Source organism: Mycobacterium sp. 050128 (genome assembly GCF_036409155.1).
Lineage (GTDB): Bacteria > Actinomycetota > Actinomycetes > Mycobacteriales > Mycobacteriaceae > Mycobacterium.
In genome coordinates this window covers 395,673-415,512 of record NZ_JAZGLW010000003.1, presented here as the reverse complement: position 1 = coordinate 415,512, position 19,840 = coordinate 395,673, and the positions used below count along the sequence as shown (strand labels likewise).

Sequence of the window (19,840 nt, the reverse complement as noted above, 5' to 3'; positions counted from 1 at the left end):
CTAGTCCTTGTCCCAGCTGCTCGGCAGCATCGGCACGGACGGACCGTCATTGAGCCCATCGCCGTTCAGCGTCGTCAGTCCTGCGGCGTCGTCCGCGCCGGATTTGGTTGCGGCACCGACGAATCCGAGCGGCCCGGCGCCAGACTCCCCGGCGGTGGTGACGGGCTCGTCGTCCGGCGCGGCGGGTGTGTCCTCGAGGTCCATGTACTCGTAGCGGTAGGCCTTGTCCTTCGCGGTTCCGCCGCGACGGCGGCGGGCCTTCAACCGCTGCTTGGCGGATGCTGCCGCGGCCGCGGCCGGGGCGTCAGCGTCGTCCGGCGCGGGCTCCTCTGACTTGCGGCGGGATCGGTTCCGCGCGCTGGCGCTTCCCGAAAGTCCGGACAGCCCAACGGCGTACAGCGCGTCGGACAGGCCCGCGCCGAGTCCCGTCGTACTGGTCGGGCCGAAGCCAACGCCGGGTCCGCCGCCGACCGGCGGGGCACCATGCGCGGGCATGGCAGTTGCCGTTGCGGGTGCAGGCGCGGGTGCGCTGACACTCGAACTGGTCGGCACATTGCCGAATCCGGCTGGAGCCGGCGCGGTGGGCATCGGCGTGGGGGCCATGGCGGGCATCGGCGGCTGGATCGCCAGGGGAACCGCGGTGCTCACCGCGATCGCCGCCGCGCCCGCCGCGGCGCCGGCGGCCCCGGCCGCGGCGACGACCATCATGGCCGGGATGGCGACGACGGCCAGCTGAATCGCCACCTGGATGAACGGCCAGAAGATCATCAGCGTGTGGAAGATGGCCCAGCCCATGGCGCTGGCCAGCGTGGGCGAGAGCCCCAACTGCGTGAAAAAGGAGGCGAGGCTGTTGACCCAGGGCACCGGCGGGAAGGGCCAGCCACCGGGGTTGAGTTCCTTGGACACCGGCCACGCAAAACTGGTCGTGTACTGCCGAATCCACGCCTCGAGCTGATCCATCCAGGACGGGTACTGCTGCGTCGCCGTGGTCGCTTGCTGCTGGGTGGTCGACGTGTCGGCGGCCGCCACCATGATGTGCGGCGCGGGTGTCGACGGCGGCACCGCGGCGAGTGCGGATTCGCTGACGGCCTCATAGGTGCTCATCGTCGTGGCGGCCTGCACCCACATGCGCGCATAGTCGGCCTCGTTCACGGCGATCGGGATCGTGTTGATGCCGAAGAAGTTCGTCGCGACCAGGGCGCCGTGAATCGCGTGGTTCGCGGCGAGTTCGCCCATCGTGGGCATGGCGGCCAGCGCCGCGGTGTAGGCGCCGGCGGCCGTTTCGTGCAATGCGGCCGCAGCCGTGCTGTCCGCGGAGCTCGCCAGCAGCCAGGTCAGATACGGGGCGTGGGCGGCGACGTACTGCTGCGCGCTCGGGCCCTGCCACTCCCCGGCCTGCACCGCACCCAGCAGCACGGTGAGTTCGTCGGCGGCGTCGGCGTATTCGGTGCTCAACGCCGACCACGCCCCGGCCGCCGCCAACAGCGGCCCCGGCCCGGGCCCACTACTCAACAGGGTGGAATGCACCTCTGGTGGAAACGCGAGCCAGATGGGGGCGGTCATTGAAGCGGGCCTTCCGGGGCGATGTGGGCTGTGCTTAGTGGTCGTTGCGCCGCGCGATTTAGTTCCCATCGGGTTTCTTCTTTGCGCCCGGCGCACGCATGCGCAACGATGCAGGGATGCGGTGTGACATTGCGCGTGAAGCGCTTTCCGCCCGATTGGACGGCGAGCGAACAGACGTGCTCGCCCAGCAGGTGGATGCCCATCTGGAGACATGCCGCGGTTGCCGCACCTGGTTGATCGGCGCGGCCACGCAGACTCGTCGGCTGGCCTCGATCGACCACGCGGACGCCCCCGATCTGGTCGCACGAATCATGGCGAGCATCGACGAGGACCCTGCGGCGCATCACGGCTGGATGCGTGTCGTTCGGGCGCGCTACGCGCGGTGGGGACTCATCGCGGTGGGTGCCTTCCAGGTGGTGCTCGCGGCTGCTCAGATCGGCGGAATGAACTTCGGCATGGTGTCGCATCACATGCACGGCGCGATGTCGGGCGAGCACCTGCTGCACGAGTCCACGGCCTGGTTGTTGGCGTTGGGGGCAGCCATGATCGCGGCCGGCGTCTACCCCGTGATGGCGACCGGCGTAGCGGCGATAGCCGGTGCGTATTCCCTTGGGCTGATGGGTTACGTGACCGCTGACGCTCTGGACGGCCAGGTGACCGCGACCCGCGTCGCCAGTCACGTACCGGTGCTGCTGGGGCTGGCGTTCGCCGTGCTGGTGGCGCGCGAACGAACCGGCGGTCGCGGGTCGGGCCGGTCTGACTTCGACGCCTTCGATGGCAAGCTACCCGCCAGTTTCCCCACTCGTCGCCGCGGCCATTTGCGGCCGATCAACCGGTCTCCGTCGGACCTCGCCGCAAACTCTACGACGGCCCGTCGTAGACTGACCGAACCCGCGCAACTAAGGTGGTTGGCCATGACCGCGTCCAGCGACGACGAGGCCGTAACCGAACTGGCCTTGGCAGCCGCGCGCGGGAACGAGCGAGCTCTCGAGGCTTTCATCAAAGCCACCCAGCAAGACGTGTGGCGGTTCGTCGCCTACCTTTCCGACGCGGGCAGCGCCGACGATCTGGCTCAGGAAACCTTCCTGCGGGCAATCGGGGCGATCGAGCGGTTCTCCGGCCGCTCCAGCGCCCGCACCTGGCTGTTGTCCATCGCGCGCCGCGTGGTCGCCGATCACATTCGACACGTCCAGTCGCGGCCGCGCACCGCCCCGGGTGCCAACCCCGAGCACGTGCGCAACGGCGACCGGCACGCGCGCGGATTCGAGGACCTGGTCGAGGTGACGACGATGATCGCCAACCTCACCCCCGAGCAACGCGAGGCGCTGCTGCTGACCCAGTTGCTCGGGCTGCCCTACGCCGACGCCGCCGCCGTGTGTGGCTGCCCGGTCGGCACCATCCGGTCCCGTGTTGCCCGAGCCCGCGATGCGCTACTGGCCGACGCGGAACGCGACGACCTGACCGGTTAGGCTTGGCGCGCAATCCAATCCGCGGCTTCTCGCACGGTTCCGACCTTGTGCACGCCCTTTGGCAGCGGCGGGCGGTCCACCATGACCACCGGAATGTCCAGCGCCGCAGCGGCATCCAGCTTCGCCTTCGTCATGTCGCCACCGCTGTTCTTGGTCACCAGGGCGTCGATGCGGTACTCGCGCATGATGGCGATTTCGTTGTCGTAGTCATACGGCCCGCGGGACAACAGCAGTTGGTGGTTGCGGGGTAATGCTTGGGTCTCGGGTTCGGTGACCGCCCGGATCAGAAACCATGCGTCGCTTTTCGCGAAGGCGTTGGTTCCCGAGCGGCCGGTGGTGAGAAATATTCGTTCATAGCGTTGGCCGGCAACGGCTTTCGCAGCTTCGTTGTCGGATGCGACGACGGTTGCGGCGCCGGGGTCCCACGCCGGCCGGGCCAACACCAGGTGCTTCATGCGCAGTTCTTCACAGGCCTGCGCGGCATGCGCGGTCATGGTCGCCGCGAACGGGTGGGTGGCGTCGACCACGGCGTCGATGTCGTGTTCTCGTAACCAGCGTTTGAGGCCGTCGGCGCCCCCGAACCCGCCGATGCGCACCTCGCCGACGGGCAGCGCCGGATCCGGGACCCGCCCGGCCAGTGAGCTGATCACGTCGACATCGGGGTGCAAGGCTTTGGCGAGCGCGCGCCCCTCGGCGGTGCCACCGAGCAGCAGCACTCGCATCAGTGTCGACTCCCCCGGGTTCGCCCGGCCGAGTACAAGTAGCTGTCCGTAAAACCCTCGGCGGCAAGCACATCGCCGACGATGATGACGGCGGTCTTGGTGATGTCGGCCTGGTGCATCTGGTCGGCGATGTCGGCCAGCGTGCCGCGCAGGGTTACTTCTTGTGGCCAGCTTGCGAAAGCAACCACTGCGCAGGGCGTTTCGGGTCGGTAGCCGTTGGACAGCAACTGCGGAACAATGGCGTCGATCTGGGCGGCAGCCAGATGCAGTACCAGCGTGCCGCCGGATCGGGCCAGAGTTTGCAGGTCTTCGCCGGCCGGCATGGCAGTCGACAGTGTCGATACCCGAGTAAGTGTGACGGTCTGCGCCACTCCCGGGACGGTGAGCTCGCGGTTCAGGGCGGCGGCTGCCGCGGCGAAAGCCGGTACGCCGGGCACGATTTCGTAGCCGATTCCCAGCGCCTCGAGTCGCCGACATTGCTCGGCGAGCGCGCTGTACAGCGACGGATCACCGGAGTGCAGTCGGGCGACGTCGTGACCCTTGCCGTTCGCATCGCCGAGTTCAGCGACGATCTGCTCGAGCGTCAACGGTCCGGTGTCAACGATCTTCGCGCCAGGCGGACACAGGGTCAGCAGGTCGTCCGGCATGATCGAACCCGCGTATAGGCATGTTTCGCATCGTTGCAGCAGTCGTTGGCCGCGGACGGTGATCAGGTCGGCGGCCCCGGGGCCGGCGCCGATGAAGTAAACGGTCACTTTGTCACCGCCCACTGGGTGACCGGGTACTGCGGGCGCCACCCGGTGAAGCCGCCCACCGGTTCGCCCTGGTAAAGCTGAAAACGTCGCAGTTCACCGCCTCGCCGTGAATATGCCTGCAGTAGTTGAGCTTCCGATTCTGTCGTCACGACATTGGCGACCAGGCGCCCTCCCGTCGGGAGGTGCTCGAGGCAAGCATCGAGGACGCCGGGATGGGTCAGTCCGCCACCGATGAAGATGGCGTCAGGCTGTGCGGCACCGTCGAACTGGCCGGGCGCTTCGCCCCGCACGTCGATGGTGACGCCGAAGGCGGCGGCATTGAACTCGATGTTCATCCGACGCTGCTCGTCTTGCTCGAACGCCACGGCGGTGCAGCCCGGCCAACTGCGGCACCATTCGACGGCGATGCTGCCCGAGCCCGCGCCGACATCCCACAACCGCTCGCGGGGCCGAGGCTTGAGAGCCGCGAGGGTGAGTGCCCGGATGCCGTGTTTGGTTATCTGGCCGTCGTGAGCGAACGCTTCGTCGGGCAATGGCGTGATGCGTTCGTCGGGCAGGTAGCGGATGGCGATCACGTTGAGATCGTCGATGTCGTCGTCGACCCAGTCGCGGGCGGTGCCGTCGCGGCGGCGTTCGGCCGGGCCGCCCAGTTGTTCGAGCACGCTGAACTCGGAATCACCGCGGCCGTGCGCGGTGAGTAATTCGCTTAAGACCTTCGGCGTGGATCCGCTTTGCGACAGCACGATCGCGTGGCCGCCGCGGCGTACCGCGGTGTGCGGCGGGGCGGTGACCAGGCTGATCACCTCGGTGTCGTGGACGTTCCAGCCCAGCCGGGCGCACGCCAGCGTCACCGATGAGACGTGCGGTATTACGCGGACGTTTTCGGCGCCGTGGAGGCGGATCAGGGTGCCCCCGACGCCGTGCATGAGCGGGTCGCCGCTGGCGACGATGTGGATGTCTGGGCCGTCGATCGGCAGTGCTTGCAGGGCGGGCAGCATCGGCGACGGCCATGGTTTGCGCTCGGCGGCCGCCGTGTCGTCAAGCAAGTTGAGTTGCCGTTCGGCGCCGTAAATGACTGTGGCCGTTTGTAATTCGCGCTTCGATTTTGCGGATAGGCCGGCCATGCCGTCGGCGCCGATGCCGACCACGACGATCATCGCGGCATCCTGCGCCAGACGAATTGCGGCAGCATCCGCATGACGGCGGCCGCGGGCCCCAACGCCCACGGGATCCACACCGTGCGCCGACCCTTCTTGAGGGCCCGGGCCGTCGCTGCGGCCACCTGTTGCGGGGTGCTGGACAGCGGTGCCGGCGTCATGCCCTCTGTCATACGCCCGATGACGAATCCCGGGCGCGAGATGAGCAAGTGCACCCCGGTGCCGTGCAGCGCATCGGCCAGGCCGCTGGCGAAGCCGTCGAGGCCGGCCTTCGCCGAACCGTAGACGTAATTGGCCCGACGCACGCGGGCACCGGCGATCGAGGAGAACACCACCAACGATCCGCGGTTTGAGGCGCGCATGGCGTTGGCCAGATGAGTGAGCATGCTGACCTGGGCGACGTAGTCGGTGTGCACGACGGCCGCGGCGTGGTCGGCGTCGGCCTCGGCGCGGGCCTGATTGCCCAAGATTCCGAAAGCCAGCACCGCGGTGGCGATGGGCCCATGCTCGGCGATGACTTCGGCGACCAGCGGGCCGTGCGAGGCCAGGTCGTCGGCGTCGAATTCACGGGTGTGGACCGCCTTCGCGCCGGCAGTTTTGACCGCGGTGACCTGCTCGTCGAGCTGATCGGCTCGGCGCGCGGCCAGCACCACCGTTGCTTCTTTCGCAAGGTGGCATGCGAGTTCAATGCCGATCTCGCTGCGGCCGCCGAGAATTAGAACTGGACCTGCGCCCGTGTCGTCCACGGCTGCGATTATCACCTGCGCTAGCGTGAGCGGTGATGGCGAACACCACGACGCGGCTCACCAACGACGCTTTGGCGTTTCTGTCCGAACGTCATCTGGCGATGCTGACCACGCTGCGGGCGGACAACTCGCCGCATGTGGTGGCCGTCGGATTCACCTTCGATCCCACGACCCACATCGCCCGGGTGATCACCAGCGGCGGCACGCAGAAGGCCGTTAACGCCGACCGTGCCGGGGTGGCCGTGCTCAGCCAGGTCGACGGCGCGCGCTGGATTTCCCTTGAGGGCCGGTCCAAGGTCAACAACGACGCCGATGCCGTGCGCGACGCGGAGCTGCGTTACGCGCAGCGCTACCGCACGCCCCGGCCCAATCCAAGGCGCGTGGTCATCGAGGTTCAGATCGAGCGGGTGCTCGGGTCGTCAGATCTGCTCGACCGCGGCGGCGAGTAGCTTTTCGCCGTTCCTGCTTTGCTCGTTAGAAGCCCTATACAGGGGTTCCACGATTATTGCCGGGCCTTTGCAACAGCAGATCATCGTGCTCATGCTTACGACAAGCCTGTACGAATTCGATCGCCGCTGTGCGGTCGCGTAGAAAATCACGATACTGATCTGGCGTTAGTTCGTAATACTCTTCATAGTCAACGATGCCATTGCTTACCGGTATTGACGCATAATATCGACCGGAGACAGACTCGATTCCGATTGAATATCTGTCGTCTCTTGAAAAGTACGTGTCTTCAAATTTCATCGATATTTCGCCTTACTGGAAGATGTCCGTGACAGTGTAGTCGCTGGGAGGTATATCCCTACCATCTACGACCGCTTCCGATGCGCCGTTAGGTAGCCGCCCACCTGGGATCCATTGTTCGTTCGCTCCTGCTTCATTGCCAGAGGGAATCCTTAACGCGAATCCTGATGGATCAGATATGTCTATTCTAACAATACTGTTTGAATCGAGAAATCCTTCGGGAAGGCCGAGCTCGGCCTCCATCGCACGTGGATCGCCCTTACTGCCATTGATCATTGCGTCAGCTTCGCTTCTCGGCATTACGAACGAAGTACCGTCCCGTTGAGCAATCCCATATTTTTCCAGATTGCTTTCTGGCATGAACCGCGTCGCCCCGTCAGCGAATTTATCGAGGTGTCGCTGAATATACTCCGGGGATAGGTACTCCGAGGGGTCAGGACGACTACCCTTCGGTGTGCCCAGGATTTCGTCGCGCTTCTCATCGCTGAGCCCGTCCGTCGAAGAGTCGTTGCCATGGACTCCGTCACCCTGGTCAGACGATTCTGATGCGCCGTCGTGCGGCTTCCCGGCTTCCGGTTTTCCGTCGTGCGGGGATCCTGGTGCCTCGCTGCGGCCATCGCCAGGTCCGTGAGGGCTTCCTTCGCCTGGTGGCGCATCATGCGGGCTGCCTGGGGAGCCGTCCTCGCCAAGCCCGCGCCATCCGCCGCGACCTGGCGCAGGTAGTTCGGCGGATGGCGCACTGGAAGGCGTGAAATGTGAAGGCGATGCATGAGGCGCCGCCGATGGGAGCGCCGGTGCATGCTGGGCTGAGGGCGCGGCGGCTGGCGGTGTTTCAAGCGGAGCACGATCGGCCGACAGCGGGACGCGAGACGGATTGGGTTCTTCGGGCTGCGGATTGCGTGACGGCAAGTGCTCGGTGGGTGCGGCCGACACCGATGCGGGCTCTCGTGGGGCTGCCGCGGGTGCTGACACTGGTTCGTGCGGAGCGACAGGTGCTGTTGGACGTCCGGGCGCCGATTCCCCGGGCGCCGTAGGCGAATGAGGCGCTGGCGTACCTGGCGGCGCTGGTTCCACCGGTCGCGGCGGTGGCCCGCTTTGAGGCTCGACCGGTGGCGCACTCACCGGACGGCCGCCGGTGGGAAAATCCGTCTTGGGCAGATCGAGTTTGAGGTTGTCGAGGTCTCTCGTCAGGTTGGTGCCGGCCTTGCCAATGTCGCCTAGCGCACCGGTAGTCGACGCAAACTCCCCGAGCTCTCCGACACGCCCTGCCGCGCCTGCTCCTTCTGCGGCCTCTTCGGCGCCACGCGCAGCCGCAGACCCTGCTTTCGCCCCCGCACCGGCTTCTCCGATTCCAGGCACAAATAAGGTCGCGCCATCGAAAACGTTCTCCCCGAATCCCAAGCCCGGCCGAGCGGTACTCCAATCATCCAGGTGCAGAAGCGATTTCCACATCTGCATGTTGGCTGCCCCGCCTTCCCCAGGATGCAGAATGAGGTTGAGCGTGCCTGCTTTGAACTGGCTCTGCACCATGTCCTTCCAGGTGTTCTCCGCTCCCTCGGGATCCAAGAGCAACCACGGCGCTGCTAAATCGCCCAGGCCGACGGCCGCTTGGGCGGCTACTTTTGCAACTCCCTCATTTGCGTTGACGAACGTGTCGAAAACAGTGGCGGCCTGGTTTCCGACAGCGTCGCCCAGGAAGTGGGTGAACTGACCGCGCATGGACTTCTCCATGTCGACGACCAAACCGTCGGCGACCTGCATCAGCAGCTTTATGCCCTGTTCGAAAGCCCTTGCCTGCCGGCCCAAGTCATGCAACACGGCGTTGATGTCGCACGCGATCTTTTTGATTTCTTCTAGCGCATCGCCATCGAGTATCGAGACCACGTCATGCCAGATATCAGTCAGCGACTCCAAGCGGTGCAACAAATTTCGGATATCGTTTTGGGCCTTGGCAACTCGATCAGCGAAATCATCGAGGATGGTCGCCATGTGCCAGCATTGCGCCCCCAATTTGGCCATCGCGACGCCGATTTGCGATAAGACCTGATTGATCTTTTCGCCTTCCGGGATCTGTTGCGTACCGACCAGCGTCCTCGATCCGTCCAGCGCATCTTGCATTCCACTGACCGCCGAGCTAAACGTGCGCCAGCACCCGGCCGCGGCATGCAGCGCCGCCACATCGCCGTCAGGCCACACGTCGTCAACGAAGGACTGCACCACTGCCCACAACAGCGGCGGGGGCTCCCCTGGGCCCAATGTTCCCGGCGGACCGGGCGCGCCAATGCGGGCCGGCTCCGCTGGTGCGTGCAGCACGCTGGCGCCGCCACCTAGCCGCGAGGCAGCTTCGGCCTTCGACCAGTTCGATGCGTCGACTTGGATCATGACGCCATTGCGCCGACATGCATTGATCGCTGCCGCAGCAGCCTTCAACAACGACTCCGCCGTCGCTTGATACGACAGCCCGAACACCTCACCGGCGACGTCCAAACCTGTGTTGGCGCCGAATCCCGCCGTCAAAACCGCCATGGCCGCGTCCAGGCCATCGCCCGCGGCGACTACGGCGCTGCCCGCAGCGGACAGCGCATCCGGGTCGACGGCAACAGGGGCCACATGCGAGATTTTTGCCCAGGCCGTCCGGCGACGCTATTCACCCGCAACTCATTGATTGCCAGTGGCGTCGGGGATGTCCGCGGCGTCTGGGCCAGGTGTCTGCGACCGCCAGCGGCGTAGTGAATTGACCAGCATTCACACCGCCATTAACCTCGCCACTAAGGCATGGGGGGCACGTAAATCGTGGTAGCCGGGAGGGTGACATGGTCGTCGACACTGCCCTGCTCCCCACAATTCCGAGCGGGAGGTCGAAATGACCGGCGACCGGATACAAATAGACCTCGATTCGCTGGCGAAATTGGGCGGCGGGCCGCCACCTCCGGGGATAACGCCCGATCAGCTCGCTACAGGCCGTTCGCTCATGAGCCAATTACTGAGAATCTTTGGGATAGCTGCTAATACGGGTGATCCCGCCGACATGTCTGGTACCGAGTCCGGCTATGCCGAACGAAGCGCGAAAACCGGTGACGCTCTGGCCAAATTCCCTGCAAACGAAGCAGAGTCAGCCGGGAAGTTAGGCGGTGCCGGCAGCCCCGCCGAGATGGCTCAGCAGATCCCGCAGATGATCTCCGGAGTCGCCGGCGGTATCTCGGGTGCCATGCAAGGTTTGCTGCAACCGTTAAGCCAGCTTCCGCAGCAGGCTGCTCAAATCGGACAGCAGATGATGCAAGCCGGCATGGGGGCGATGCAGCACGGCGCCGGAGAAGCGGCGGCCATCCCGGGTGAACTGACGGGATCGACCAGCGGCGCCGGTGCAGGCGCGGGCGGTGGCGGTGTGGGCGGCGGCGGACTCGGCGGCGCCACCACGCCGACAGGAAGCCTCAATCCACTGCCCGCACCATCAGCCGGCACTGAGCCCGCGTCAGCGCGCTCCACGTCGATACCACCACCAAGCGCCGCGGCGCCGACGAGTGCATCGAGGGGCGGGATGGGCGCGATGCCGATGATGCCGCCCGGTGCGATGCATGGAGCCGGTGGCGGCGGCAAGGATGAGAAGCCCGATACCAAACGCATTGTCGCGCCGTCTGTGAAGAATGGGGCTCCGGTCCAGGGCCGCATCACGACGCCTCCGCCCGTGGCAGAGGTCGTCAAACGTGTTGAGGGTAAACCGGTTGCGAGCCGCCGCATCATCTTGCCGGATCAAAAGCGCGATGACGATGATTCAGACTCAAACCGTTAGAAGAACGGTGCACGCCGTTAGTTGCACACCAGATCACCTTCGCTGGAACGCATTTCGATACTTGTTGCGACTAGTCAGTCAGAGCCCTGCGGCGGCGCCGAGAAGCAGATACCTTCCGCAATCGTGGACGGGCGATAGGATCGGGCTGTGACGGACCTCACTCCACCTCCACCGATGCCGCCACTCCCACAGCCTTGGCAGCCATCGTTACCCGTTCGGCCAACGCGACAGTGGCCGATGTTTGCATTTTTCACAGTTGCACTCTTAGTGACCCTCGCCGTTGCAATCGTCGGCTGGTTCCGACCTGCGCCAGCAAAGCCGCCCGCCGCGCCTACGTACACCGACCAACAGGTTGCCGAGGCCAAAGCCAAGGTGTGCGCGGCATACGAAAAAGTACGCAACTCGATAAATGCGAGTACGGCGCGAGACAGAGGCGCCGATCCCACGTCCCAGCTCGTGTTCGCCATTAACGGACAGCAGGCGATTTTTACTGGAAGCGAGTACCTTCGAACCACGCTTGCTCAAGAGCCGGCAACTTCAAGCGAACTAGCCAAAACGATTCGACAATTAACGGACATTTATCAAGAGCTCGTCATTGAATATCAAAATAACTTGCCAGATTCAGAAGAGGCACCGACGGTGCACGCCGCCGATGATACTGCGGTGGCCGTTCAAAGACTTTGCAAATGATTTTTCCTCCAGGCGAATGGTCTTTTCTCCTAATCGGCGAACAATGGCCTTATGACGAGGACTTGGCCGCACTATCTCACGGCAAGCTAAATCGCGGACAGATCAAGTCGGGTTTCATGCACTTTGCGGATCTGCTGCGTGGCGCCCAAACCGGACCGCTGTCCCAACAAGAGGGCTATACGATCGACGACCTCCGCAGCGCCTTTAGCCGAGGCGAGGAGCACGCTCGAGAGGTAGCCGAGAAGAACGGTGCCAAAGAGAGCGCGTATGGTACCGCCTTCGACAGCATGGTAAGCCTCCAGCATGCTCTAGCTAATGTGGCCGATGAAGGCAACCAGCAAATCAAAGAAATTCAAAACTCAAAACAACCGGTTGAAATCAAAGTGCCACAGATCGTCGAGGCGATCCACCGCTACCGAGCTCAGGCAAATATGGTCGCAGCCAAGTACAGCGCAAACGTTTCTGATGCAATGCAAAAGGTTCTCAACGCCGACATGCCCGGGCAATCCGCTCGCCAATTCGCCCAGTCGCACGGCCTCGAAATGGGCCAGATGTTCAGGGGACCGAATCAGGAGAATCTTCAGGAGCAGGTTAAGGGAATCCTCAACAACAGCCACACAACCGGTGGCCTGCCGCCAGATCTCAATACCCCTCCGCCGGCCTCGACCTCGCCGGCTGGACTAAATACACCAGCTCCCACCCCCCAGGGACAGCAAGCCCCGGCTGCGGCTATCTCGCCGGCTGGACTAAATACACCAGCTCCCACCGCCCAGGGGCAGCAAGCTCCAGTTGCTCCAGGCTCGCCGCCACGCCTGATGCCAGATGTCAACCGGCCGCCCGCGCCGCCCGTTTCAGCAGCACCAGCTACCCCCGCCCCAGCCACGGGGCCTATGCCTGGCGCGCCCTCGCTGTCGCACGGGGGCACCCCATCATTAGGGGTGCCAGCAGGTGGAGGCGCCCAAAGCGTTCCGCCCGTCACGGCAACACCCCTAACCGGCGCGCCAACCGCGCCTGCAAGCCCAGTTCAACCGGTCACCCCGGCCGACTTGATGCATAGCTTCGACAAGGGAATGCAAGCGGGAACACCGATTTCGGCGACGGCTGGCGCCGTGCCGCCACCTCAGCCCCCAGAGCCGCAAGCCCCACCGACAACGCCAACGTCCGGCATGGGCAGCGTCCCTGTCAATGCGCCCGCATATGAGGCAGCGCCTGTCGCCCACGCGGCAGCTCCTGATGCGACCCCGGCACCGCAGGTCGTCGCGGGACCGTCGGCACCAGCCACCCCGGCCGCACCCGCACCCTCGGGCCCGCTGCCCGCTTACGCCTCCGACATTCGGCCGGCGGCCCCCGCGGCCTCCGCCCCTGTTGTCCCGTCGAGCGCACCGCCTTCGGCGATGGCAAGCTCCGCACCGGTACACCCGTCGGCGGGACAGGCGAGCCCTGCCGGACCCACTGTCGTGCGTCAGGCTCCGACCCCGCCCCCTCCATCGTCGCCGTCGAGTTTGGGAACCGAGGCCGCCGCTGCCACCGCCACCGGGGCGGTCGCCGGGGCCGCATCCGCCAACGCCGCCGAGCGGGCACGGCTGGAACGACTCGTCGCCGCGGTCGCCCGTCAGCAACCACGCTTGGCCTGGGCAGTAGGAGATCGACCTGACGAAACCACCGTGCTGACAACCGATCTCGCGAGCGGCTGGATTCCACCGGGCATCGAAATTCCGGCCGCGGTCACGCTGCTCTCCCCCGAACGCCGCCGTGGGGATATCGAAACCTTGCTCGGCGAAGTCACTCTCGCCGCCGGCTACACCCCGATCCACGCCGTCCCCGAAGAAGACGAGCCAATTCCCACCTCGCCGCGCCCGCGACGGGTGCCCGAAATTGATGAACTCGGTTGGGAACTCAACCAAGCGACCCAGTGGCGCGACGGTCTACCAAGGCTCGCCCACACCCTGGCCAAGGCTGCCACCAGCGGCACCGGAGTGCTGGACAGGGAAGTCGAACTTCTTCAGACGCATCTGCGGGAAGTCAGCACCCGCGTTCTGGATAGCTACCCCGACAACGTCGACTGCCACGATATCGGCAACTGGCAGCTGCTGGCCGCGATCGAAGCCCTGGTGGCCGGCAACAAGTCGGAAGCTAACTATCACCTCGCCTGGTTCCAGGCCTACAGCACCACGATGAGCCAGTAAGGAAGGCAGCGATGTACGTCGACACCGGCTTACTACACTCGGGCGGCAGCCAGACGCAGCGCGCGGGCGGCCATGCCCAAGACGCGGCGGATCGCCTGTCGCGAGGGCCCGTGATGTCAGGAATGTTCGGCGATTTTGACGCCGCTGACGCCTTCCACGACGCGGTGAGTGTGGTCCATGGTAGGCATGTGAAAAGCCTTCAGGCCCATGGTGAAACGCTCATCGACATCGGCGGCAAGGCACACAAGGCCGCCGCCGGCTTCACCGAGATGGAAGAGCGCAATACTGCAGAACTGCGGGCCGTCTACCCCAGCTAGGACACCGGCACCACCACAAGTTCGTGCGGCCGGTTGTTGACGGGCAGCGCGCCGTCCTCGGTCACGATGACGATGTCTTCGATGCGAGCCCCCCAGCGACCCGGGAAGTAGATACCCGGTTCGATCGAAAAGGCCATTCCCGCAGTCAAAGGCAGATCATTGCCCTTGACGATGTACGGCTCTTCGTGCACCGAGAGCCCGATGCCGTGACCGGTGCGGTGCACGAAAAACTCACCCAGCCCGGCCTCGGTTAGCACATCGCGCGCGGCGGCATCGACCTGCTCGGCAGTCACGCCCGGGCGAACCGCCTCGAGCGCCGCTTGCTGAGCCTGCTGCAGAAGCGAATACTGCTGCGCGACAACAGCATCAGGCTCGCCGAGGCTATACGTGCGGGTGGAGTCGGAATGGTATCCAGGCTCGTAGGCTCCACCGATGTCGACGACGACAATGTCACCGGCCTGCAGTTCGCGATCCGAATAGCTGTGGTGCGGGTCGGCCCCATGCGGCCCGGAGCCGACGATGATGAACGACACATCCGAATGCCCCTCGGCGACAATGGCTTCGCCGATATCGGCGGCGACGTCGGCCTCGGTGCGACCCGGAACCAGGAACTCCGGCACCCGGGCGTGCACCCGATCGATGGCAGAACCCGCCTTGCGCAGCGCGTCAATCTCGCACTCCTCCTTGACCATCCGCAGCGAGCGCAGGATGTCGGTGGCCAACACCGGTGACACGCCGAGCAATCCGGCCAACGGCAACAGGTGCAGCGCCGGCATCGAATCGGTGACGGCAACAGCAGCAGGACCACCCAGGGCCGCAAGGACTAACTGGTAGGGGTCGTCGCCGTCGACCCAATCGCGCACCGCCAAGCCCAGTTCCGCAATGGCCGATCCCTGGAGCGAGGCCAGCTCCAGCCGCGGCACCACGACGGTCGGATCACCGGTAGCCGGCACCACCAGCGCGGTCAGCCGCTCGAACGTCTGCGCGCGCGAGCCGCTGAGATAGCGCAGGTCGTACCCCGGGGTGATCACCAGGCCGTCGAGTCCGGCCTCGGCGGTCGCCGCGGCAGCCGCCGCCAGGCGACGGGCGTAGACCTCGGCGTCGAATCGGTGAGAGTCCATGGCAGCCAGGCTAACCGCGCTGGCAGGATGGCCGCATGCCCGCACCTCTGTGCCTCCTCGACGGCGCCAGCATGTGGTTCCGCTCGTATTTCGGGGTGCCGTCGTCGATCACCGCCCCCGACGGACGCCCGGTCAACGCCGTCCGCGGATTCATCGACTCGATGGCCGTCGTCATCACCCAACAGCGGCCGAAAAGGCTGGCGGTCTGCCTCGACCTGGACTGGCGCCCGCAGTTCCGGGTCGACCTGATTCCGTCGTACAAGGCGCATCGGGTGGCCGAACCCGAACCCGACGGCACGCCCGACATCGAGGAAGTGCCCGACGACCTGACGCCGCAGGTGGACATGATCATGCAACTGCTTGACGCGTTTGGGATTGCGACAGCCGGCTCGGAGGGCTTCGAGGCCGACGACGTACTCGGCACGCTGGCCGCGCAGGAACGCGACGACCCGGTCGTCGTGGTCAGCGGAGACCGCGACCTACTGCAGGTGGTGGCCGACGACCCGGTCCCAGTGCGGGTGCTCTACCTGGGCCGCGGCCTCGCCAAAGCCACCCTGTTCGGGCCCGCCGAAGTGGCCGAGCAGTACGGCGTGCCGGCGGAAAACGCCGGGCCGGCCTACGCCGAACTCGCGCTGCTGCGTGGCGACCCGTCCGACGGCCTGCCGGGTGTGCCGGGCGTCGGTGAGAAGACGGCCGCCACCCTGCTGGCCCAGCACGGCTCGCTGGATCAGATCCTGGCCGCCGCCCACGACCCGAAATCCAAGCTCGCCAAGGGCGTGCGGGCCAAACTGCTGGGCGCGACCGACTACATCGAGGCCGCCGGCCAGGTGGTGCGGGTGGCCACCGACGCACCGATCACCTTGTCGACGCCCACCGACGAACTACCGCTGGTCGCCGCCGACCCGCAGCGCACCGCGGCGCTGGCGACCGAATTCGGCGTGGGGTCCTCGATCGCCCGACTGCAAAAAGCGCTCGACTCGTTGCCGCAGTGAGTTACTGCGGCCGTCCGACCTCGTAAGTGCCCTTGTCGTCCTGGAAGGTCACCGTCACGCGCTTCGGCGCCCCGTCGATGCTGACGGCGCAGTCAAAGGTGGCGCCCTTCGTCACGGTGGGATCGGCGCCGTTGTTGCACTTGACGTCTTTGACGTTCTTGGCGCCGTAGCCATTGGTTTCGTCGGTCAGGACCTGCTGCACACCGGCCTGCGCTTTGTTGACGTCCAGCTTGGTGGTGACGAAGAAGCCGGGCTCCCAGAAACCGAGCACCAGCACGACCGCGATCAGCAGGAAGGCGACCGCACCGGCAATGCCGCCGATCAGCGCCATCGAGCGCTTCTTCTGTGGCTGACCCGGGTACTGCTGCGGGTACTGGCCGGCCTGGCCGTACTGGCCCGGTTGCCCGTACTGACCGGGCTGCTGGCCGTACTGACCGGGCTGGCCGTACTGACCGGGCTGGCCATACTGACCGGGCTGGCCGTATTGCCCCGGCTGCCCGTATTGGCCGGGCTGACCGTACTGCTGCTGCTCGGGCTGCCCGTACCCCGGCTGCTGTTGCTGGGGGTACGGCTGCTGGTACTGGGGGTACTCGGCGGGCGGCGTATACGCCGGCGCCTGCCAGGTGCCGTCCTGGGTCGGCGGTTGCTGGTGTTGCCAGGGCGAGCCCACCTGACCCACCTGAGTCGGTTCCTGGGAGCGATCGCCACCCTCGCCGGGCGGCTGCCACTGCTGGCCCGGGTCCGATCCGTGCGGTCCGCTCATCATTTCTCCTCAATCACCTCGTGTCGTGTGGCCCTGTAACGGTAGCTCGGAGCCAGCCTACCCGGCGTCAACTGCGACGACGCCGCGCCGAACATCGTTGATGGCGCGCTTCGCCGTCGCCCGCAGTTCAGCATCCGGCGCGGCATTGCGAACCTGGTCCAACAGGTCGAGCACCTGGCGGCACCACCGTACGAAATCGCCCGCCAACAACGGCGAACCGCTGCCGGTCGCGTCCGCCGCGGCCAACGAGCCGGCCAGATCGCCGGTCCGGGCCCAGCGGTAGACGACGGTGACAAAGCCGTCGTCGGGTTCGCGGCTCGGCGCGATGCGGTGTGTTTGCTCGTCGGCGCGTAGCGCGAACGACAACTTCGCTGTCTGCAGCAACGCCTGCCGCAACCGCGGCGTGGGCGCCTCGGCGGCAAACGGAGCGCTGGGGCCGTCACCGCCGCGGGTCTCGTAAAGCACCGACGAGACGACGGCGGCCAACTCGGCGGGCTTCAGCTCCGCCCACGCACCGGTGCGCAGGCATTCGGCGACCAGCAGGTCGCTCTCGCTGTAGATGCGGGCCAACAGCCGGCCGTCGTCGGTGACGCGCGGATCACCCGCGGAGCCCTGGATGAACTCGCGCTCGGTGAGCAGCCCGACGATCCGGTCGAACGTGCGCGCCAGCGAGTTGGTGGCGGCGGCGATCTTCTTTTCCAGCTGCGCGTTATCGCGTTCGATGCGCAGATAGCGCTCGGCCTCTCGAACCTGCGCCTCGACGCCGGGGCTGTTGTGTGCCGGGTGGCGGCGCAACTCCTCCCGCAACGACGCCAGCTCCGGATCGTGGAAGCCGCCGTCGGAATCCGCGGCGCGACGGCGCGACGGAACGTCGAGCGGAGCGGCGGCCGATCGCAGCGCCGAGGCCAGATCGCGACGGACCCTCGGCTGGCGATGTTCGACGCGCTTGGGCAACGACATCGACCCCAGCGGCGCCGTGGCCCCCGAGTAGTCGGCCGACGAAATCCGGCCCGCCCAACGGTGTTCGGTGAGCACCAGCGGCCGCGGGTCGTCGCCGTCGCGCGCCGATTCCAGTACCACCGCCAGGCCGCTGTGCCGGCCGTTGGTGATCGTGATGATGTCGCCGCGGCGCAGTCCGGCCAGCGCCTCGTTGGATGCCTGGCGCCGGTGCAGCCGCGACGCCCGGGACTGCGCGCGCTCCATCTCGGTAATCCGTGCGCGCATCCGGGCGTATTCCAGGATCGGCGCGTCGGCCCCACCGAGTTCGGCGGCGATTTCGTCTTGCATCCGCTTGCCGCGGTCGATGCCTTTTACCAATCCGACGACAGACCGGTCGGCCTGGTACTGGGCGAACGATTGCTCCAAAAGTTGGTGCGCCTGCTCCGGGCCCATGTGCTGGACCAGGTTGATCGTCATGTTGTACGACGGCGCGAACGAGCTTTTCAGCGGGTACGTACGGGTGGACGCCAGCCCGGCCACCGCCGACGGCTCGGAGGTCTCCTCGGCGGGATGCCAGAGCACCACCGCGTGGCCCTCGACGTCGATCCCGCGCCGGCCGGCCCGTCCGGTCAGCTGCGTGTACTCCCCCGGCGTCAGCGGCACGTGCGCCTCGCCGTTGAACTTCACCAGCCGCTCGAGCACCACCGTGCGGGCGGGCATGTTGATGCCCAGCGCCAGTGTTTCGGTGGCGAACACGGCCTTGACCAGGCCGGCGGTGAACAGCTCCTCGACCGTGTGCCGGAAGGCCGGCAACATGCCGGCGTGGTGGGCCGCCAACCCGCGCAGCAACCCCTCCCGCCACTCGTAGTAGCCGAGCACCGCGAGGTCGGCGTCGTCGAGGTCGCCACACCGGTGCTCGATCACCTCGGCGATCTGGGCGCGTTCCTCCTCGCTGGTGAGCCGCAGCGGCGAGCGCAGGCACTGCTGCACCGCGGCATCGCAACCCGCGCGCGAGAACACGAACGTGATGGCCGGCAACAGCCCCTCGGAGTCCAGCGTCGCGATCACGTCCGGCCGCGCGGGCGGCCGGTAGAAGCGCGGCCGTTCCGGCCTGCCCCTGCCCGGCTGCCGGCGAGGACCACGCCAATCACCCATCCGGTCGGCCTCGCGGCGGTGCGCAATGTGGCGCAGCAGTTCGGGATTCACCCGCGGATGACGATCCGCGGCCGGCTTCTCGTTCTCGTAGTCGAACAGGTCCAGCAGGCGCCTGCCGACCAATACGTGTTGCCACAGCGGCACCGGCCGGTGCTCGTCGACCACCACCGTGGTGTCGCCGCGCACGGTCTGGATCCAGCCGCCGAACTCCTCGGCGTTGCTCACCGTCGCCGACAGGCTCACCAGCCGCACCTCGTCGGGCAGATGCAGGATCACCTCCTCCCACACCGGACCCCGCATCCGGTCGGCAAGGAAATGCACCTCATCCATCACCACATGGGAAAGTCCTTGCAGCGCAGCCGAATCGGCGTAAAGCATGTTGCGCAGCACTTCGGTGGTCATCACCACCACGGGCGCATCGGCGTTCAGCGACACATCGCCGGTCAACAACCCGATCCGGTCGCGGCCGTAGCGTGCCGTCAGGTCGGTGTGCTTCTGGTTGCTCAACGCCTTGATCGGAGTGGTGTAGAAGCACTTACTGCCGGCGGCCAGCGCCAGGTGCACGGCGAACTCGCCGACCACCGTCTTGCCGGCTCCCGTTGGCGCGCAAACCAATACGCCGTGACCGCGTTCTAGCGCCGCACAGGCCCGGTTCTGGAAATCGTCGAGCCCGAACGGCAATTCCGCGGTGAACCGTGGCAGCTCGGTCAGTTCGGTCACGCCGCCGT

At 66.2% G+C, this 19,840-nt stretch carries 18 protein-coding genes and 1 pseudogene; 8 read left to right on the top strand and 11 right to left on the bottom strand.

Annotated features, from left to right (window positions below; translation table 11 throughout):
* Complete coding sequence (locus SKC41_RS22730; RefSeq protein WP_330979918.1) at positions 1-1,563, bottom strand: PPE family protein; 1,563 nt, start codon at positions 1,561-1,563, stop codon at positions 1-3.
* 98 nt (positions 1,564-1,661) lie between these two features.
* Here SKC41_RS22730 and SKC41_RS22725 point away from each other — a divergent pair.
* Positions 1,662-2,297, top strand: a pseudogene (locus tag SKC41_RS22725) (DUF2275 domain-containing protein); the annotation flags it as partial.
* Between the two features lie 180 nt (positions 2,298-2,477).
* Positions 2,478-3,032 (top strand): RNA polymerase sigma factor SigC, encoded by a 555-nt coding sequence (gene sigC, locus SKC41_RS22720; RefSeq protein ID WP_330980100.1) that lies wholly within the window; start codon positions 2,478-2,480, stop codon positions 3,030-3,032.
* On the opposite strand, the gene SKC41_RS22715 is transcribed toward sigC, so the two are convergent.
* The 4 genes from SKC41_RS22715 to SKC41_RS22700 are packed head-to-tail and all read right to left on the bottom strand — an operon-like array spanning position 3,029 to position 6,412.
* Positions 3,029-3,754 carry a cobalt-precorrin-6A reductase gene (locus SKC41_RS22715; RefSeq protein WP_330979917.1) on the bottom strand — a complete coding sequence of 242 codons (726 nt, stop codon included), beginning with the start codon at positions 3,752-3,754 and terminating at the stop codon, positions 3,029-3,031. The genes sigC and SKC41_RS22715 overlap by 4 nt on opposite strands.
* Positions 3,754-4,509 carry a precorrin-4 C(11)-methyltransferase gene (cobM, locus tag SKC41_RS22710; protein ID WP_330979916.1) on the bottom strand — a complete coding sequence of 252 codons (756 nt, stop codon included), beginning with the start codon at positions 4,507-4,509 and terminating at the stop codon, positions 3,754-3,756. Before cobM ends, SKC41_RS22715 begins: the two co-directional genes overlap by 1 nt.
* Entirely contained in the window at positions 4,506-5,666 is a 1,161-nt protein-coding gene (gene cbiE / locus SKC41_RS22705; RefSeq protein WP_330979915.1) for a precorrin-6y C5,15-methyltransferase (decarboxylating) subunit CbiE, read from the bottom strand. The genes cobM and cbiE overlap by 4 nt, the downstream gene beginning before the upstream one ends.
* The gene (locus SKC41_RS22700; RefSeq protein WP_330979914.1) at positions 5,663-6,412 is read right to left on the bottom strand and encodes an SDR family NAD(P)-dependent oxidoreductase; all 750 of its coding nucleotides are present in this window, start codon (positions 6,410-6,412) and stop codon (positions 5,663-5,665) included. Before SKC41_RS22700 ends, cbiE begins: the two co-directional genes overlap by 4 nt.
* Positions 6,413-6,447: 35 nt before the next feature.
* Between SKC41_RS22700 and SKC41_RS22695 the strand changes: the two genes are divergently transcribed.
* The gene (locus SKC41_RS22695) at positions 6,448-6,861 is read left to right on the top strand and encodes a F420-dependent biliverdin reductase (protein ID WP_090603160.1); all 414 of its coding nucleotides are present in this window, start codon (positions 6,448-6,450) and stop codon (positions 6,859-6,861) included.
* A gap of 34 nt (positions 6,862-6,895) precedes the next feature.
* On the opposite strand, the gene SKC41_RS22690 is transcribed toward SKC41_RS22695, so the two are convergent.
* Positions 6,896-7,159, bottom strand: coding sequence for a hypothetical protein (locus SKC41_RS22690; protein ID WP_330979913.1), 264 nt, complete (start codon positions 7,157-7,159; stop codon positions 6,896-6,898).
* Positions 7,160-7,171: 12 nt separating this feature from the next.
* Positions 7,172-9,769, bottom strand: coding sequence for a WXG100-like domain-containing protein (locus SKC41_RS22685; RefSeq protein WP_330979912.1), 2,598 nt, complete (start codon positions 9,767-9,769; stop codon positions 7,172-7,174).
* A gap of 418 nt (positions 9,770-10,187) precedes the next feature.
* On the opposite strand from SKC41_RS22685, the gene SKC41_RS22680 reads away from it, so the two are divergent.
* A complete protein-coding gene (locus SKC41_RS22680; protein ID WP_330979911.1) occupies positions 10,188-10,949 on the top strand; it encodes a hypothetical protein in 762 nt (253 codons plus the stop codon).
* A gap of 237 nt (positions 10,950-11,186) precedes the next feature.
* On the top strand, positions 11,187-11,639 hold the full coding sequence (locus tag SKC41_RS22675) for a hypothetical protein (protein ID WP_330979910.1): 453 nt from the start codon (positions 11,187-11,189) through the stop codon (positions 11,637-11,639).
* Positions 11,640-11,725: 86 nt separating this feature from the next.
* On the opposite strand, the gene SKC41_RS22670 is transcribed toward SKC41_RS22675, so the two are convergent.
* Positions 11,726-11,944, bottom strand: coding sequence for a hypothetical protein (locus SKC41_RS22670; protein WP_330979909.1), 219 nt, complete (start codon positions 11,942-11,944; stop codon positions 11,726-11,728).
* Positions 11,945-13,033: 1,089 nt separating this feature from the next.
* Between SKC41_RS22670 and SKC41_RS22665 the strand changes: the two genes are divergently transcribed.
* Together SKC41_RS22665 and SKC41_RS22660 are read left to right on the top strand one after the other, a co-directional pair.
* Entirely contained in the window at positions 13,034-13,825 is a 792-nt protein-coding gene (locus SKC41_RS22665; RefSeq protein WP_330979908.1) for a DUF5631 domain-containing protein, read from the top strand.
* An 11-nt stretch (positions 13,826-13,836) separates the two neighbouring features.
* Complete coding sequence (locus SKC41_RS22660; protein WP_330979907.1) at positions 13,837-14,142, top strand: DUF2563 family protein; 306 nt, start codon at positions 13,837-13,839, stop codon at positions 14,140-14,142.
* On the opposite strand, the gene SKC41_RS22655 is transcribed toward SKC41_RS22660, so the two are convergent.
* The gene (locus SKC41_RS22655; RefSeq protein WP_330979906.1) at positions 14,139-15,263 is read right to left on the bottom strand and encodes a M24 family metallopeptidase; all 1,125 of its coding nucleotides are present in this window, start codon (positions 15,261-15,263) and stop codon (positions 14,139-14,141) included. The two genes, SKC41_RS22660 and SKC41_RS22655, sit on opposite strands and share 4 nt — an antisense overlap.
* Before the next feature lie 35 nt (positions 15,264-15,298).
* On the opposite strand from SKC41_RS22655, the gene SKC41_RS22650 reads away from it, so the two are divergent.
* Entirely contained in the window at positions 15,299-16,255 is a 957-nt protein-coding gene (locus tag SKC41_RS22650; RefSeq protein ID WP_330979905.1) for a 5'-3' exonuclease, read from the top strand.
* Between the two features lies 1 nt (position 16,256).
* Here SKC41_RS22650 and SKC41_RS22645 read toward each other — a convergent pair whose 3' ends face one another.
* Together SKC41_RS22645 and SKC41_RS22640 are read right to left on the bottom strand one after the other, a co-directional pair.
* Complete coding sequence (locus tag SKC41_RS22645; protein ID WP_330979904.1) at positions 16,257-17,018, bottom strand: DUF4333 domain-containing protein; 762 nt, start codon at positions 17,016-17,018, stop codon at positions 16,257-16,259.
* A 57-nt stretch (positions 17,019-17,075) separates the two neighbouring features.
* On the bottom strand, positions 17,076-19,832 hold the full coding sequence (locus SKC41_RS22640) for a DEAD/DEAH box helicase (RefSeq protein ID WP_330980099.1): 2,757 nt from the start codon (positions 19,830-19,832) through the stop codon (positions 17,076-17,078).
* Positions 19,833-19,840 lie beyond the last annotated feature (8 nt).

What these genes read in the sequence shown, in the direction of transcription:
- SKC41_RS22660 (WP_330979907.1), top strand. Translation starts at nt 13,837, where the DNA reads ATGTACGTCGACACCGGCTTACTACACTCGGGCGGCAGCCAGACGCAG.
- SKC41_RS22670 (WP_330979909.1), bottom strand. Translation starts at nt 11,944, where the DNA reads ATGCTGGAGGCTTACCATGCTGTCGAAGGCGGTACCATACGCGCTCTC.
- SKC41_RS22650 (WP_330979905.1), top strand. Translation starts at nt 15,299, where the DNA reads ATGCCCGCACCTCTGTGCCTCCTCGACGGCGCCAGCATGTGGTTCCGC.
- SKC41_RS22675 (WP_330979910.1), top strand. Translation starts at nt 11,187, where the DNA reads ATGTTTGCATTTTTCACAGTTGCACTCTTAGTGACCCTCGCCGTTGCA.
- SKC41_RS22665 (WP_330979908.1), top strand. Translation starts at nt 13,034, where the DNA reads ATGGCAAGCTCCGCACCGGTACACCCGTCGGCGGGACAGGCGAGCCCT.
- SKC41_RS22695 (WP_090603160.1), top strand. Translation starts at nt 6,448, where the DNA reads ATGGCGAACACCACGACGCGGCTCACCAACGACGCTTTGGCGTTTCTG.
- SKC41_RS22645 (WP_330979904.1), bottom strand. Translation starts at nt 17,018, where the DNA reads ATGAGCGGACCGCACGGATCGGACCCGGGCCAGCAGTGGCAGCCGCCC.
- SKC41_RS22680 (WP_330979911.1), top strand. Translation starts at nt 10,188, where the DNA reads ATGTCTGGTACCGAGTCCGGCTATGCCGAACGAAGCGCGAAAACCGGT.
- SKC41_RS22715 (WP_330979917.1), bottom strand. Translation starts at nt 3,754, where the DNA reads ATGCGAGTGCTGCTGCTCGGTGGCACCGCCGAGGGGCGCGCGCTCGCC.
- SKC41_RS22730 (WP_330979918.1), bottom strand. Translation starts at nt 1,563, where the DNA reads ATGACCGCCCCCATCTGGCTCGCGTTTCCACCAGAGGTGCATTCCACC.
- SKC41_RS22655 (WP_330979906.1), bottom strand. Translation starts at nt 15,263, where the DNA reads ATGGACTCTCACCGATTCGACGCCGAGGTCTACGCCCGTCGCCTGGCG.
- sigC (WP_330980100.1), top strand. Translation starts at nt 2,478, where the DNA reads ATGACCGCGTCCAGCGACGACGAGGCCGTAACCGAACTGGCCTTGGCA.
- SKC41_RS22690 (WP_330979913.1), bottom strand. Translation starts at nt 7,159, where the DNA reads ATGAAATTTGAAGACACGTACTTTTCAAGAGACGACAGATATTCAATC.
- cbiE (WP_330979915.1), bottom strand. Translation starts at nt 5,666, where the DNA reads ATGATCGTCGTGGTCGGCATCGGCGCCGACGGCATGGCCGGCCTATCC.